The sequence below is a fragment of the Sphingomonas sp. Sph1(2015) genome (genome assembly GCF_001970915.1).
Classification (GTDB): domain Bacteria; phylum Pseudomonadota; class Alphaproteobacteria; order Sphingomonadales; family Sphingomonadaceae; genus Sphingomonas; species Sphingomonas parapaucimobilis.
The window spans coordinates 16,641-31,244 of sequence record NZ_MQUI01000044.1 but is presented as its reverse complement, the minus strand read 5'-3'; the positions used below and the strand labels follow the sequence as shown (position 1 = coordinate 31,244).

Sequence of the window (14,604 nt, the reverse complement as noted above, 5' to 3'; positions counted from 1 at the left end):
GAGCCCGATAGGGAGCAAGGGTCCCTTCCGCGTTGGTCACAACCCTGAACAGTTGCTTGGGACTGTGGATCCCGCACGACATGGACAGGAGCCTTTACCATGCCACAAGCCGTCATCGGCTGCGACCTTTCGCGTGCTCTCATCGACATTTGCGAACTGCCATCGGGTCGGACCGGGCAGATCGCCAATACACCGGATGCCATCGCCGTCTGGCTCGACACGCTCGACCTTGATGTCCGTGTCGTCTTCGAGGCGACCAGCGGCTGCGACGGTGACCTGATCGCGGCGCTGGCGACACGCGGCCATCCCTTCTCACGCGTCAATCCGCGTCAGGCGCGCGAGTTCGCCAGAGCCACCGGCACGCTGGCCAAGACCGACCGCGTCGATGCCCGCGTGCTCGCGCAGATGGGCGCAGCGCTCGACCTGCCCGCTACCATCCCGCTCAGCCCGGCCCGTTCGCGCCTGGCCGATTTCCTGCGACGTCGCAGGCAGTTGGTCGACATGCGCAAAGCCGAAAAGCTGCATCGCCACAGTGCAGGCCAACCCGAAATCGCCCAGGCCATCGAAGCCATGATCACGCTGCTTGGCCAGCAGATCGCCGAACTCGATCGACAGATCGCAGGCTTCATCGCCCAGGATCAGGCCCTGTCCGAACAGGCGCACCTGCTGAATGCCGTCCCCGGCATCGGACCCACCGTCCTGGCCACCTTGCTCGGCGAACTTCCCGAACTCGGCACGCTCTGCCGTCGCAAGATCGCTTCGCTCGCAGGCCTCGCACCCCACGCCCGCGAAAGTGGAACATGGCGCGGCGCCAGACGCATATGGGGTGGACGGCGCAAGGTCCGCGAAGCCCTCTACATCGCCGCCCTCAATGCCTCACGGCGTATTCCCGTCCTCACCGCCATGCGCGACAGGATGCGCGCCAAGGGTAAGGCGCCAAAGACTATACTCATCGCCATTGCGCGACAACTCCTCGTCATCCTCAACGCCATGATCCGAAAGCGACAGCCCATCGCTCTCACATGAGCATCACAGTTGCTCGCAAATCTGCAAAGAAAGCTGCCGCATGAGCCGCAAACCCAGCTTCGCCAACCTGCGGACCGCCGCAGCGCCCGCGCCTGCCCTTGTCGGCGCGCCCGGGACGGTGGTTCCCGCTCCGACGCAACCCATCACCCTGGCAAGCCGCCAGGAGCGCAGGCAGATCGCCGGTTTCTTCAGCCCCGAAATGTCCTTCGCTATGCACATGCTGGCCCGGCGCTAGGGGTAGAGCCTCCAGGCGCTGATGGCCGAAGCGTTCAACGATGTGCTGCACAAGCACGGCGAGAGTCCGATCGGAGATTAAACGCGCCTCAAATCGTTGTTGCGACGCAGATAGTTGGCTAATGCTGCGTCTACGGATGACGAGGAAGCAATGACTATCAAGCGCGTGACCAAGGCGGTGTTCCCGGTGGCCGGCCTGGGCACCCGGTTCCTGCCGGCGACCAAGGCGATGCCGAAGGAGATGCTGACGGTCGTCGACAAGCCGCTGATCCAATATGCGGTGGACGAGGCGCTGGAGGCGGGGATCGAGCAGATCATCTTCATCACGGGCCGGGGCAAGCATGCGCTCGAAAACCATTTCGACATCGCCTACGAACTGGAAGACACGATCCGCGCGCGGGGTAAGAGCCTCGACATCGGCCCGGCGGTGCGCAGCTTCGCGCAAGATTTGATCGGCTAAGCGGCGGATGTGGCAGCGGCGAAGGGTTGTTGCCGGCCTTGCGGCGGGCGTGATCCTGCCGATTGGAGGATGTCGAGGCGCGGCCCCGGCAGGGCAGGGCCTGCTGTTCACGGCATTGCGTGATGGTCGGACGAGCATCGTGATGGCGTCGGAACGACTGCATACGATCGGCTGGGACGAACGATCGTTGCAGAACGAAGAAACCGGCGCAGCCGAATATGAGCGCTCGGACAGTGTGACCGATGCTTATGCACAGGCTAATCCACTGACCAGCTTCCGTGTCCGCGATGGTCGTGGCATCGTGCATGGGTATCGGCTCGCGACGCCGGTGGTCACACCGCAGATGCTGGGTGTGTCTGGCGACGGCCGTACATCGGTGCACCCCATCCTGCTCGCGCTTGCCGGTACGGACAGGACGATGACCTTTCCGCCCGGCACTTATGTCTTCGACAATCGCCTGTTGCATCAGATCAACGATTATACCGGGACGCTCCGGTTCGCAGCAGGGGCCCGGCTGTTGTATCGCGATCCCGGGCGGACCGGCCTGTACTTCTACCAGGGATCGCCCCGGATCGAGGGACTCGTCCTGACGGCGGCCACGCCGCGGGGCGGGCGCGAGCTCGATGCCCCGATGCTGTACCTCAACAGCTGTCAGCGACCGGTGCTCAACAACGTGCGGGTGGAAGGTGGCGCCGGTGCCGGCATCGTCCTGCGCCAGAGCCCCGACGCCACGCTGACCGGCATCCGCGTACGCGATGTGCTCGCCGATGGTGTCGATTTGTTCAACTGTTCCGGCTTCACCCTGTCGGACGTCGCGACGGAGCAGACGGGGGACGATGGCGTCGCGATCCTCGACTATCGCGACGGCCCGCGGATCACGGGCGGCACGCTGCGCAATATACGCGTGCGCACCAGCGATACGCGCGGCATCACCATGGTCGGCCCGTCCGGTGTCACGCTGGATGGGTTCAGCATAGAGGATACGCGCGGTAGCGGCCTGCTGATCGGGGAGGATGCCAGTAACGGGCTGCGCGTTCCCGATCGCTGCACCGTGGCGAACGGGGTCATCCGTCGCGCCGGTCATCGTCAGGTCGCCGGCGCCTATTCGGGCAATCGATACGGGATCGAGGTAGCAAGGTCGGACAGGATCGACCTGCGCGACATACGCGTCATCGACAGCGCGACGCGCGGCCTCAGCGCGACGAGCGACCGGCCCGGCGCGCTGCTGACCACGACGCGGATCAGTGTCGAGGGGGCGGGTGGGGAAGGGATCCACGTCCGCGACCAGACCGCCTGGACCTTCGATGCGATCAGCGCCTCCGACACCGATGGTGCGGGCATCTATACTGGTCGGATCGCGCATCTAACGGGCGGCGCGCGAACCGCCATCCGCACGGCACGCAGCGGCGCGCCGAACCGGGCGATCTGGGACGAGGATAATGGCGTTCAGTCGATCGCGACCAATACGATCATCGACGATCAGCCCCGGCCCACCGGGTTCATCTATTTCTGTCGGAATATAGAGCGCGGCTCGGTGGGGCGTTTCACCTGGTCGGTGAAAGGGCCATTCTTCTACGACGTCAAGGCCCCGGTTCCGGCGATCGCGGGGCAGAGCCGCGCCGCGGGGCCGGCAGATCTGGCCATAGCCGAAACCGCGACGATCGGTCCGCTAGATCCGGTTCGGCATAGGCTGACCGGCGTCGCCGACCGGCCGATGACCGTCGTTCCGCCGCGATACGGACAGTTTCCCGGCATGGATGTGACGATTACCCGGGGCACCGGGACGGGGTCTGCGCCGGTGCGGCTGGTCGATGCCGGCCATACCGTGGCGGTCCTGCCGGGCGATCGCGCGACGACGGTGACGGTCCGTTGGGATGCGATCGCCGCGCGCTGGCAGGCCGTGCCGCTTCCCGGGCTGCGCGGATCAGCGTGAAGGCGTATTGTCCGACCGTCGACCGACCCGCGCGGTCGGCGAACGGACCTGGTCGTTGGCCACGGCAAACGGGGAGCGCTGTGTCGCACCCGGATCGTAGTCGGGATCGATCCGTAGGCTGAGTCGGGTCTGGATGCGATTCTGGATTCGGTTCTGGATACGCAGGCCCGGACCGACGCCGCCCAGTTCCCGCTCGCGCTGCTGGCGCTGCCCCGCCTGACCGACCGACGAGCGGGCGGTGGCACCGGGCCGCGTCGCCGACATCGACGAGGTGACGGGGCGCTGCTGCAGCGTGGTGGGATCGAGCGACCAGGCCAACGAAGGGTCGCTGTCGCGATCGGTGGTGGTGGCGGTACGGCCAGCGACCTGCGCACTGGCGGGCAGCGCCACAAAGATGGCGAGGCCGATCAGGCCGGTGCGAACGAGGATGGGCATGGGCAGGGTCATCGTACCGGCTCCAGCATCACGCGATCGATACGACCACTGAAGCCAGCGATCGCATCGGACGGACGGGCGACGAGCGAGAGCGTCTGGACGGGGCAGCCCGCGGGAACCTGCAGCGTCCCCGTGAACGTGCCGTTGTCCTGCGATGAATTGGGCATCACGACACGGCCGATCTCGCGGCCGTCCGAGCAGGTGAGCTGCCAATAGGGACGGGCGCCATCGACCTGTTCGATGCCGCCACCGTGACCGCTCAGCCGATAGGTGCCGGGCGGCAGGATCTGGGCCTGGCGCAGCAGGACCCCGCCGACGCTGGAGGGTGCCGAAAAGTCGAACACGCCGCCTTCCGCGCCTTGCTGGATCGCGCTGCTGATCCCGACCTCGTTGGCAGGCACCCAGTCGAAGACGGTCGGCGCCAGCGTCGCGGTAAAGCGCGGATCGCGCGAGCGGCGCGGATCGGCACCCGGATGATCGGCGACGTAATAGTGCCACGCATCGTCTGCCCGGCCATGCGCGACCAGCGCGTTGACCGTGCCGATCCGAGCAGGATCCGGCACGGTGACGCCGTCGCGGCGCAGCGCGAGGAACAGCCGGGCCGGCGTCGCGGGATCGTCGGCGTTGGCGGCGAGGAAATTGTCAAAACTTTCGCCCCAGGCGGGCCGGCGGGCTAAGGTCCGGGCCAGCGCCGCGCGGATCTGCGGATCGGCACTTGCCGTTGCCAGGATTGGGTAGAGCAGGGTCGCAAGCTCCGGTGCCGTCCGCAGGGCGATGTCGTAATGGCGCAGAGTCGCCGGAACGTCGCCGCGCGCCACCGCATTCTCGATCATCCAGAGCTGGGTCTGGCTGTCCCGGCGCGACAGCGTCTCGGCATAGCCGAACCATTGCGCGGCCTTGGCCGTGTCACCATGCGCCTGTGCCGCCAGCCCGAGCGTCACCAGCGCCGGAATGGCGGTCGGTTCCCGGCGCAGCGCCGCACGCGCCAGCCGGACGGCGACCGCCTGGTCCTTTGTGGGTTGGGCGATGATCAGCGCCAGCGCGCGCGCCGCGGTGACCCGACCGTCATAGGGGGCGATCCGTCGGGCCAGCGCCTGATCGGTCCGCACGGTCATCAGCGCCGTCGCATGCGTGACGGCGAGGATTCCGACCCCGGCCGCGCAAAGCGCCGCGAAGGCGCGCCTGCCCCACGACCGGCGTAGGCGGGGGACAGGCGAGGGGGAAGCGGACGCCGCCACGGGCGATCTATCCCTTCTCGCGTCCGTAGCCGTAGCCGTAATCGTAGCCATAGCCGCCCGGCTTCGCCTTGAACTTGGTCAACACCCCGCCGAACACATGGGCATTGGCGCTGGCCAGCCGGCCGAGCGCCGTGCGTACCAGGCTGGAACGGATGCCGTGCGATTCCACCGTGTAGATCACGCCCTCGACGCGCGAGGCGATCAGCGGCGCATCGGCGAGGCCCATGACCGGGGGCGAGTCGATGACCACATGGTCGTAATGTTCGAGCAGTCGCTGCAGCAGCAGCGACAGGCGGTTGCCGGTCAGCAGCTCGGCCGCATTGGGCGGAATCGGCCCTGCCGACATGGCAGTGAAACCGAGGTCGGTCATGGGGAAGGTCAGCGTCTCGATTCGATCGTCGCCCGCCAGGAAGTTACTAAGGCCGCGGTCGTGGTCGACGCCGCCCAGCTGATGGACTGATGGCGAGCGCATGTCGCCGTCGACCAGGATCACGCAGCGCTGGGCGCGGGCGAGCATCGTCGCGAGGGCGAGCGCGGTCGTCGACTTGCCTTCCGCAGGCCGCGTGGAGGTGACCGCAAAACTCCGCGGCACGCCATGTTCGGTCGTGAAGCCGAGGTTGGTCTGCACGGCGAGATAGGCATCGACCAGGTCCGACTTGCGATCGAGCAGCGCATCGCGCGGCGTCTCGCCCTCCACCTTGGGCACCGAGCCCAGTAGCGGCAGGCCGAGGCGGCGCTCGATCTCGATCGGATCGGCGATCGCCTCGTCGATCTGCTCGAGAACAAGTGCGAGGGCCGCACCGATGAACAGGCCGGCGAGCAGCGACGCAGCGAGGTTGAGCAGCATCCGCGGGCTCGACGGCTTCTCGGGAACGTCCGCGGTATCGACGACGGCGACGTTGTTGACGCCAACACCGCCGGCGACGCCAATCTCCTTGTAGCGTTGGAGCAAGCCGTCATACAGCGCGCGGTTAGTGTCCACCTCCTGCTGGTAGATGTTGTACTGGATGCTGCGGCGCCGCAAATCAAGATAGCTCGATTTCAGGCGGTCGACGCGCGCCTTCAGCGCCTCTTCGCGCGACTGCGCCTCGCGATAGTCGGCCTCGAGTGAGCCCGAGACGCGGCGCTCCTCGCGGGCGATCGCGCCGTCGATCTGGTCGATCTGCGACTTGATCGCGCGCGCGGCCGGATAGCCGGGTTCGAACTGGACCATCAGCTTCTGATAGTCGGCCGCGAGCTCGGCGCGGCGCGAACGCAGGCTGTTGATCGCGATGTTGCGCAGGGCCTCGGTCGATGCGCCCGCGCGGCCGGCTTCGCGATAGCGCGCCTCGGCCTGGATGCGGTCGGCGGTCGCCTGGAGCAGCGAGGCGTTGAGCGAGGCGAGGTCGTCGGCAACGATCGACCGTTCCGCCGTGGTCGTGCCGTTGCTCGACTGCGCGGGCAGGTTGATGATCTGCTGCTGCGAAGCATAGTTGACGAGCTGGCGCTGAGATTCGTCCAGCCGTTCCTTCTGCAGGCGCAACTGGCGCTCGAGCAGGTTGCGCCCATAGGCGGTCGCCTGCACCTTACGTTCCAAGTTCGTCTGGATGAACGCTTCCGCCCAGGTATTGGCGACCTTTGCCGAGAAGGCGGGATCGGGGCTGGTGAAGGCGATGTCCACCAGACGCGACAGTCGGGTCGGATTGACGGCCAGGTTCTTGAGCAGGGTCTCGCCCGCCACCTTCTGCCGTTCGGCACGACCGGCCGGCGGATAGCGGTTGTTGGTCAGCTGGAAGGCCGGCGTATTCTCCTTGACGCCGAAGCGTTCGAAGAATTTGGGATCGTCGACCAGGCGGAGCTGATTGGCGACGCGTTCGGCCAGCGCGCGCGAGCGCAGCAAGCCATATTGGGTCTGGTAGAATTCCTGGTCAATCGTGCTCGTTTCGCGCTCAACCCCCTGGAAGTTGGTAATTTGGTTGGATTCGCGCGATATCTCAATGGTCGAGGTCGCCGTGTATTTCGGCGTCATCAACAAGGTCGCGATCAATCCGATCAGCAGGCAGGTGACCGCCGCGCCGAGGATCACATAGCGCCAGCGCGTCGCGATACGTAGATACTGGCGCACCATCGGCATGCGTTCTGCATCCGGGAGGCGCGCGGCTGTGGCAGGCGTTCCGCCGGCGGGGAAGGTCGGGGCAACGGTCATGGATTGGATACGCCTTACTGCAGCAGCGCGATGAGCGGCGCGGCAATGATCGGGGAGAGCGACACGACGTCACGGAACAGGCGGCGCTGTGGTGAATCGCCAACGATGATGATGTCGTTGGCGTAGATCGCCGGATCGTCATAAGCACCGCGGCGGATCGCGGCGACATTATAGAGGCCCGCCATCTTGTGGCCGTCGACGGTGCGCAGAATCACGACATCCTCCTGCCTTGCGAATTCGGACAATCCCTTGGCTGAGGCGATGGCGCGCAATAGCGTCATCTGGTTGGTGACGGGATAGAGACCAGGTTCGACCACCTGACCGTCGATTGTCACTACTTGGCTGACCGAACTCTGGATGTTGACGGTCACTTCGGGGTCGCGGACGTAATGCGCGCGTAGCGCCGTGGTGATCGCGCGGCTGAGTTCGCTGGCGGTGCGGCCGCGGGCGTCGATCGTGCCAGCAAGTGGCATGGCGATGCGGCCACTCGCGTCGACCTGCAGCTCACGGGTGAGCTCGGGAACGTTGAACACATCGACTTGGATGGTGTCGAGCGGACCAATCAGAGCCGGGCGATCGGCCGCGGTCAGGTCGGTGCGATTAGGCGGGGGCAACGTCTTGCTATCTTGAACCACGGTCAGGCGCGGTGTAGAGGCAAGCGGTTTCTCATGCGCGCATGCCGCCAAGACAAGGGCAATCGGCAAGACAAAGCAAATTTTTCGCATGGATTTCGAATGTTCCGGATGAGGACGTGAGATCATACGACCCCGGAGGACTGAGGTAAAGTTTCGTCTTTAGTGCCTTGGTGGGGACTAGTCTGTCCGCCCAACCAAACGGCTGCGATCGTCATCACGGCCATAATGATTGGGGTTCGAGCCGGATAGTCGACGATACTGGCCAGCAAGACAAGGAGGAGCATGGCCGAGCCCAGTCGGGCAAGGGTGCCCTCCCGATCTCCCACGCTGCGCCAGGCCCGCAGGCTCGCCATCAGCCACCAAGTGATCGCAGCCAGCAGCGTGATTACTCCCACGACCCCGGTATCGAGCACAATCTCGAGAAAATCGTTATGCGCGTGATTGAAATAAGTAGGCTTCAGCAGTGTAAATGGTTCGTGCATTCGGAACAACGGATCGAATCCACCGAGGCCAGCACCAACCGGAAAGTATTCGTGGATCATACGGAGCACAACGGGCAGACCCTTGCTGCGCATGTCATGCACATCAACGGTCATCGCACGGTCAATCGACATCGCACGATCGTTTGCGACGCTGAGTGCGACGGCGAGCGCGACCAAGGCGATTGTGCCAACAATAAGGGCCGGAAATACCCAGCGCGGATAGCGTGTGAGCGTTCGGCGCAAGGGCCGCCAAGCAAACAGTAGTGCGAGGCCCAGCGCGATCATGCCGAGCGCCGTGCCAGCGCGCGATCCGCTGGCCAAGATGGTAAGGGTGAAGACGAGGATTAGCCCCAATACGACGGGTGCCCGCCAGCCGGACTGCCGACCATCCCAAAATGCCCATGCCGGCGCAAGCACACAGCCGATAGCCAGAAGTAGCGCGAAGTGGTTGTGATTGGCAAAGTTGCCGCTGATCTCACCAACTCCGTTGAGTAGCGGATTATTGGAGGCCCCGCCCGAAAATTGCAACAGGCCCGCCAATGCAGAGACCAGAACAAAGCCGAGTAGTGTCTTGATGAGCAGCGAATCCTCACGCCGATGGATTCTAGCCATCAGGCACAGTACGGTAAATGGTACGATCAGTGAGAGCAGCGCGTTAAGCGTCATTGATGGCACGATCGCGAGCGGGCGCCAGGGTTGCGGTTCGCCGGCCAAACGCGCTGCGGTTAGAAAGGGCGCACGTCCGGGCAAGGTTGTCCAGACCACTGGTGGTAGTGGTACAAGCTGAAGCAGTGCGATCAGCCCGGAGGCGATCAGCACAATCATGGCGGGGCGAGTACGGGTGTCGAATACCAGCGGCCCTGTTAGGCAGAACAGCACGAGACACAGGGTGGAGATCGCGCGCACGACCGCCTGCCCAGGTACGTTGGCTCGTGAGCCCCCCCCCGCAATCCAAAGCGTGACAAGCAAAATCAGTAGCAGCACCATCGCCCACGAAGGCTTGGCGCGTCCTACAGTGAGGCGATGCATGTGCATAGCGACCCGGTAGACGATCGAAGCCGGTTTGGAAACTCGCCAGCGAGCGAGTTTCGCCAGCAATCGTTTGGAATTTTTCGGGAGAAGTGGAGAATTTCCTTAAAACGGGAGGAAAACCAGCTGACGAAGCGGCAACGATTCACCTGGCCCACATCCTTCCAATTGCTTGGGAATGATGTGCTATTAAAGCTCGGGACCAAGATCCCGGTGGGCCCGCTTCAGCGTTTGACCGCGCCTGTAATGGCCGTTTTGCCAAGACACGACGAGCATACGGCACATGACATTCACCGGTCAGATGCACGTCATGTGGCCTCGACAAGTCCAGCTTCGCCGCGGCATTTCCGAAAAGATACCAATGGTCTATGTGCATGACATGCGCAACCGTTCACAAACTGCCCGGACGATCACGCTCGTGATGGTCGCACTGAGCGCAATATTCTGGATCAGCACCGCCACGGCCACTGTTTGCATCGGTCCCACCGCGGGCGCGAGCAGCAGCGTGGCACAGAAGCCGGCAAGGCCGATCCCTCCGCCCACGATCCACCAGTGCTCGCGGTGAAAGGCCGCGACTGCCATGCCAAACGGGGCGGCGATGCAGGTGACGAGCGCGCTGGCGAACAGCGGTACGGCGATGCCGGCCGGGATGGTCAGCGTCCTCCAGTGAAGCATGCCGAGGACGACGATGCCGACGACCGCGAGCGGGATGTAAACAAGTGCGAACAGCGCAGATAGCTTCGCATTCTGACGGATCACGCCGATCACCTGTGGCATATCGTCCGCAGCCACCGCCTTGATGAGCCGCGGCGCAAAGGCGATCGCCAGCCCGTGCAGGAAGACGGAGATCGCCGAGGACAGCTTGCGGACCACCTCGAACGTCGCAACTCGCTGGGGCACACCGAGCCACGTCAGCGCCAGTGTCGGCAGGGTTTCGCTCGCCGCACTCACCATGCCGCTGGCGAGAAAGGTACGGCTTTCCACCCACAAGGTGCGTAGATGTTGCTGGCGCATCGTCGCAAGGCCGCTCGAAATACGCCCACCGCGCATCAGGATCGAAGTGAGCGCAGGCAGCAGATAGCAGGCCCCCATGATCGCGGTGATCGCAGGCCAAGGTAGGAGCAGGTGCAGCAGCGCCGCTGCTGCAAAGGCGAGCGTGACGAGGAACGGCGGCAGGATATAGAAGAAGAGGACTGACAGGACCTGCCGCTCGGCCGCGACCTGGCGCACCTCCTCCAACCGGCAGATCGTCAGAGCAAAGACGACGAAGAGGAACAGTGCTGCGCTGATCGGCGCTACGGCCCCAATTAGCAGGAGGATTGCGAGAGCAGGTACGAGAAGTGCCATAAAGGCGAGCACGATGTGCGAGGCGGCGATCTGCGGCCGCTCAGGGAGCAGCAGCGCGCGCATATAGCCTTGACTCGCATATTGGGCGAGCGGTCCGACGATGAGTAGGCCCATCGCAAACACGCTCGCGCCGAGACCATATTGCCGGGGGTCGAGTGCGACGGCCGCGGCGAGCGGCGGAAAGAAACCGATGCCTCCAGCGATCAGGCGGACGAATAATAGCCGCGACAGCTTCATGCCGGCACATCTTCGTGGAGTGGCGCCAGCATCTCCTCGACGACATGCGCCCAGGTTCGTGGTCGGTCGACGTCTCCCCTGCCCTGCTTCAGAGCAGCGTTGACAGCGCGCACGATCGAGTCCGCATCGCCCACCGTATAGCCGAACCGCGACATCCGCCCGCCCTGTGCGAAGGTCGGGCAGACTGCAGGTACGCCCGCCGCCTCGAACTGCATCAGCTTCATTGAGGTGTCGACCAGATAAGCCGCGTCCAACGCGGAGTGATAGGGTGCGATTCCGATATCGGCATGCCGAATGTACGGAATGGTGTCGCCGAACCCCATTTCCGCGATCCAGTGAAGATTGGGATGATGCGGCCCCAGCGCGCTGCCGTCGTGTCCCGACCCGATGACGTGGAAATCGACGTGCGGAAACGCACGCGCCGCGACATCGAAGACAGCTGGATCGAACAACATAGACCCCACCGACACCGCGGCCGGGTGCCGCGTATAGGGATCGACGAGGTTTCCGGCGAAGAAGCTTTCGTCGAGACCGTGCGGGATGATTCGCTGGCGGCGGATACAAGCATGATCCCGCGCCATGCGGGCCGAGGGCAGGCGGACGTAAGCGATACGCGGCGCCGATCTGCACAAGGCCCGGTCGTAGAAGCGCGCCATGCCGATCGTCGCCAACGTGTCCGATGCGCTGTAAATGATCACCGCCTGCGGGTTGTGGCGGGCAATCTCGTCGATCAGCGCGACCGAGCCGCCGGATTCGACTATGATCGTGCGGGCTCGTGCGATCATCGCTGTGACAGCCGCCGGCATCGCGCGGCCGTACAGCCGGCTGGCGGCCCGGTTCCAAAGGTCGAAGACGGGGGGCCGGACATTGAGCGGATGTAGCGGCGCATGCCATAGATAGGTCTCGACCCCGTTCGCGGCGCGATCCGCACCCGGTGCCAGCGCCAAGCGCCGGTCGCGTCCCTTTAGTCGCGAGAGCGGACTGAGGTGCGTCGACAAGAACATCGTTTCACCGCGCCGGACGAGTTCGTCCGCAATGAAGTGCAGGTCGACGCGCCGCTTGGTGCGATAGTCGTGCGTCGCACTGACGATGAGGAAGGGCGGATCGAACCGGATCATCGTGCTACGCCCGCACCATATGCGCGAGGTAGCGGGCGTGTTGGCCCACCACTGCGGCGCGGGCATAGCGCGCCGCATGCGCGATCCGCTCGTCGGGCTCGTTGGGAGCGGGATCGTCGATCCGGTTGATCATCGCCGCAGCCAGCGCGGCGGGATCCTCGGGCGGCACGAGCGTTCCCAATGTGGGTGCGGTCAGGATGTCCTCCGGCCCGAAGTCGCAGCGGGCGGCGATCACCGGCAGGCCGGCGCTTAGCGCCTCGACGATGACGACGCCGAACCCTTCCCACCGCGATGCGATGACGAAGGTTCCTGCGCGGGCGAGCGCGGCAGTGGGATCGGCGACAACCCCTTGCAGATGAACATGGCCGGCTAGACCAAGCTGCGCAATTAATGTCTCGAGCGCCGGGCGCTCCTCGCCCTCGCCCAGGATAGTGAGCCGCGCTTTGGGACGCGCATCCACCACGATCCGCATCGCGCGGATGGCGATGTCATGTCCCTTCTGGCGGGCGAGTCGACCGATCGACACGAAGCGCGCTCGCGTCGCGGCATCGTCGGTGCGCATCACAGGCTGCAACTGCCGCACTGGATTTGGCAGATAGTCGACGCGCCCGCCGCCCAGCATCCGCTCCGTAGCCCGCGCGAGCGCTGGCGATACCGCGACGATCCCTGCGAACAAGCGCGGCGCCAGCCTGAAGACGGTAAACAGCAACCGCGCTTTTACCGATGTAGCGCGTTCGATATCAGGATTGCCGTGGAGATGCAGCACGATGCGGTCGCGGCGCCCGTGCAGACGATTGTAAGTGAGACACAGGATCGCAATCTCGAACTGCGGGATCACGATCACGTCGAAATTTTCACGGGCCGCGACGGAATACAATGCGCGCGGCACTTGCCGCACGCGGTTGCCCGCCATCACGATCCGGCGATATGGTGCCTCGCGCGTCTCGGGATAATCGTTGAAATACAACACTGTGACGTCGGCAGGTACGTCCGCCTGCTCGGTCAACGCGGACGCGAGATCGTGGGTAACACGCTCGATGCCTGCAAAATGCGACGAAGGCGGAACCAGATAGGCCACCTTGAGCCGCCGACGGGCGACACCAAGAGCAGAATGAGCATCGATCACGCGTACGCTCCCTCGAACAGAATGGGCAGGAGACGGACCGCCGCTCATGGTCGCGCCTCAGGCAACATGAGTTCGTCGTAGAGCGCGAGCAGATCGTGATTCATCCGGTCCGCATCGAATCGGCTGACGAATCGGTCGCGCGCCGCCAGTCCCATCCGGCGCAGGGCATCGGCATCGACGCGGGCGAGCGCATCGGCCAGGAAGCGTGGATCATGATGGTCGACGAGAAGTCCGGTCGTCCCGTCCTCGATCAGGTCGGGGAAGGCACCGGCATTCGTTGCGATCAGCGCACGGCCCGCGCGCATCGCCTCCAGCGCGACCAGCGGCAGCCCCTCCCACCGACTGGGCATGACCACTGCGTCGGCGTCCGCAATCACCTCTGCGACCGCCTCACGCGGCAGCCAGCCCCTGTGATCGATAGTCGGATGGGAGAGGTCGACGGGCTCGCCGCCCTTCAGGGCCGCACCGATCACCGTCAGCCTGACCTTACCCGGGGGGACGTGGCGTAAGGCGGCAAGCAGCAGGTCGAACCCCTTCTGCCGGTCGAGCCGGCCGATGAAGAGCAGCCTGATCGGACCACCATCGCTATCGGGTCGTATGGTGAAGGGCGCTGGCGCACGGTCGCGGATTCCGGATACGATCAGCGTCATGCGGGCCGGATCGAAGCCTTGCGCCGCCAGAAAACGTGTCTCGTGCGGAGAGATGTTGACGATCCGGTCGGTCAGGCGCGACAAGCCGCGCTCCATCGCTACCAGCGCACCATTGTGCTTCGTTTCACGATCCGGATCGATCATCCACCCATGCGCGCAATAGACGACGGGCGGACGCCGGCGCAGGCCCTGCAATGCAATGCGACCGACCGCGCCTGCAACGGTGCTGTGCAGGTGTACGAGCGCGGGCGCACGGATCGTGAGGGCCTGCCGTACTGCCCGGCCCAATCGGGCCAGCGCGCCCGGCGACCGTCGATCCTGCCGATAGTCCAAGCGAACGAGGCCTTCTATCGTAGGAAAGGCTGCAAGTTCGCTGCTTGGGGCTAACAGCGCGATCCGTCCGGCGCCATAGCGAGCGATCTGAGCGGGAATGATTTCCTCGAAGTAGCTCGCCGTCCCACCCATCAGG

At 64.8% G+C, this 14,604-nt stretch carries 11 protein-coding genes and 2 pseudogenes; 4 read left to right on the top strand and 9 right to left on the bottom strand.

Features of this window, described 5'->3' with window-relative positions:
- Window positions 1–99 precede the first annotated feature (99 nt).
- The 4 genes and pseudogenes from BSZ14_RS15265 to BSZ14_RS15250 all read left to right on the top strand — a co-directional run bounded on the left by BSZ14_RS15265 (window position 100) and on the right by BSZ14_RS15250 (window position 3,653).
- Window positions 100–1,026 (top strand): IS110 family transposase, encoded by a 927-nt coding sequence (locus tag BSZ14_RS15265; protein WP_076711572.1) that lies wholly within the window; start codon window positions 100–102, stop codon window positions 1,024–1,026.
- A 40-nt stretch (window positions 1,027–1,066) separates the two neighbouring features.
- Window positions 1,067–1,342, top strand: a pseudogene (locus BSZ14_RS15260) (ribbon-helix-helix domain-containing protein).
- Between the two features lie 69 nt (window positions 1,343–1,411).
- Window positions 1,412–1,693 (top strand): annotated as a pseudogene (locus BSZ14_RS15255) (sugar phosphate nucleotidyltransferase); the annotation flags it as partial.
- A gap of 169 nt (window positions 1,694–1,862) precedes the next feature.
- Window positions 1,863–3,653: a right-handed parallel beta-helix repeat-containing protein gene (locus tag BSZ14_RS15250; RefSeq protein WP_076711571.1), complete on the top strand. Its 1,791-nt coding sequence runs from the start codon at window positions 1,863–1,865 to the stop codon at window positions 3,651–3,653.
- On the opposite strand, the gene BSZ14_RS15245 is transcribed toward BSZ14_RS15250, so the two are convergent.
- The 9 genes from BSZ14_RS15245 to BSZ14_RS15205 all read right to left on the bottom strand — a co-directional run bounded on the left by BSZ14_RS15245 (window position 3,645) and on the right by BSZ14_RS15205 (window position 14,600).
- Window positions 3,645–4,100, bottom strand: a complete 456-nt coding sequence (locus BSZ14_RS15245; RefSeq protein WP_076711570.1) for a hypothetical protein — start codon at window positions 4,098–4,100, stop codon at window positions 3,645–3,647. The genes BSZ14_RS15250 and BSZ14_RS15245 overlap by 9 nt on opposite strands.
- Window positions 4,097–5,203, bottom strand: a complete 1,107-nt coding sequence (locus tag BSZ14_RS15240; protein ID WP_076711569.1) for a hypothetical protein — start codon at window positions 5,201–5,203, stop codon at window positions 4,097–4,099. Before BSZ14_RS15240 ends, BSZ14_RS15245 begins: the two co-directional genes overlap by 4 nt.
- 130 nt (window positions 5,204–5,333) lie before the next feature.
- Window positions 5,334–7,511 carry a GumC family protein gene (locus BSZ14_RS15235; RefSeq protein WP_198930531.1) on the bottom strand — a complete coding sequence of 726 codons (2,178 nt, stop codon included), beginning with the start codon at window positions 7,509–7,511 and terminating at the stop codon, window positions 5,334–5,336.
- Window positions 7,512–7,525: 14 nt separating this feature from the next.
- On the bottom strand, window positions 7,526–8,272 hold the full coding sequence (locus tag BSZ14_RS15230; RefSeq protein ID WP_241823779.1) for a polysaccharide biosynthesis/export family protein: 747 nt from the start codon (window positions 8,270–8,272) through the stop codon (window positions 7,526–7,528).
- Complete coding sequence (locus BSZ14_RS15225; protein ID WP_139330484.1) at window positions 8,269–9,726, bottom strand: O-antigen ligase family protein; 1,458 nt, start codon at window positions 9,724–9,726, stop codon at window positions 8,269–8,271. Before BSZ14_RS15225 ends, BSZ14_RS15230 begins: the two co-directional genes overlap by 4 nt.
- A gap of 297 nt (window positions 9,727–10,023) precedes the next feature.
- Window positions 10,024–11,241, bottom strand: a complete 1,218-nt coding sequence (locus BSZ14_RS15220; RefSeq protein ID WP_076711565.1) for a hypothetical protein — start codon at window positions 11,239–11,241, stop codon at window positions 10,024–10,026.
- Window positions 11,238–12,359: a GumK N-terminal domain-containing glycosyltransferase gene (locus tag BSZ14_RS15215; RefSeq protein ID WP_076711564.1), complete on the bottom strand. Its 1,122-nt coding sequence runs from the start codon at window positions 12,357–12,359 to the stop codon at window positions 11,238–11,240. The genes BSZ14_RS15220 and BSZ14_RS15215 overlap by 4 nt, the downstream gene beginning before the upstream one ends.
- A gap of 4 nt (window positions 12,360–12,363) precedes the next feature.
- Window positions 12,364–13,485 carry a glycosyltransferase gene (locus tag BSZ14_RS15210; RefSeq protein WP_158069221.1) on the bottom strand — a complete coding sequence of 374 codons (1,122 nt, stop codon included), beginning with the start codon at window positions 13,483–13,485 and terminating at the stop codon, window positions 12,364–12,366.
- A 44-nt stretch (window positions 13,486–13,529) separates the two neighbouring features.
- Window positions 13,530–14,600, bottom strand: coding sequence for a glycosyltransferase (locus BSZ14_RS15205; protein WP_076711562.1), 1,071 nt, complete (start codon window positions 14,598–14,600; stop codon window positions 13,530–13,532).
- Between the last annotated feature and the right edge of the window lie 4 nt (window positions 14,601–14,604).

Excerpts from the sequence above, each read along its gene's own strand:
- BSZ14_RS15265 (WP_076711572.1), top strand. The coding sequence starts at position 100 with ATGCCACAAGCCGTCATCGGCTGCGACCTTTCGCGTGCTCTCATCGAC.
- BSZ14_RS15250 (WP_076711571.1), top strand. The coding sequence starts at position 1,863 with ATGGCGTCGGAACGACTGCATACGATCGGCTGGGACGAACGATCGTTG.
- BSZ14_RS15245 (WP_076711570.1), bottom strand. The coding sequence starts at position 4,100 with ATGACCCTGCCCATGCCCATCCTCGTTCGCACCGGCCTGATCGGCCTC.
- BSZ14_RS15240 (WP_076711569.1), bottom strand. The coding sequence starts at position 5,203 with ATGACCGTGCGGACCGATCAGGCGCTGGCCCGACGGATCGCCCCCTAT.
- BSZ14_RS15235 (WP_198930531.1), bottom strand. The coding sequence starts at position 7,511 with ATGACCGTTGCCCCGACCTTCCCCGCCGGCGGAACGCCTGCCACAGCC.
- BSZ14_RS15230 (WP_241823779.1), bottom strand. The coding sequence starts at position 8,272 with ATGATCTCACGTCCTCATCCGGAACATTCGAAATCCATGCGAAAAATT.
- BSZ14_RS15220 (WP_076711565.1), bottom strand. The coding sequence starts at position 11,241 with ATGAAGCTGTCGCGGCTATTATTCGTCCGCCTGATCGCTGGAGGCATC.
- BSZ14_RS15215 (WP_076711564.1), bottom strand. The coding sequence starts at position 12,359 with ATGATCCGGTTCGATCCGCCCTTCCTCATCGTCAGTGCGACGCACGAC.
- BSZ14_RS15205 (WP_076711562.1), bottom strand. The coding sequence starts at position 14,600 with ATGGGTGGGACGGCGAGCTACTTCGAGGAAATCATTCCCGCTCAGATC.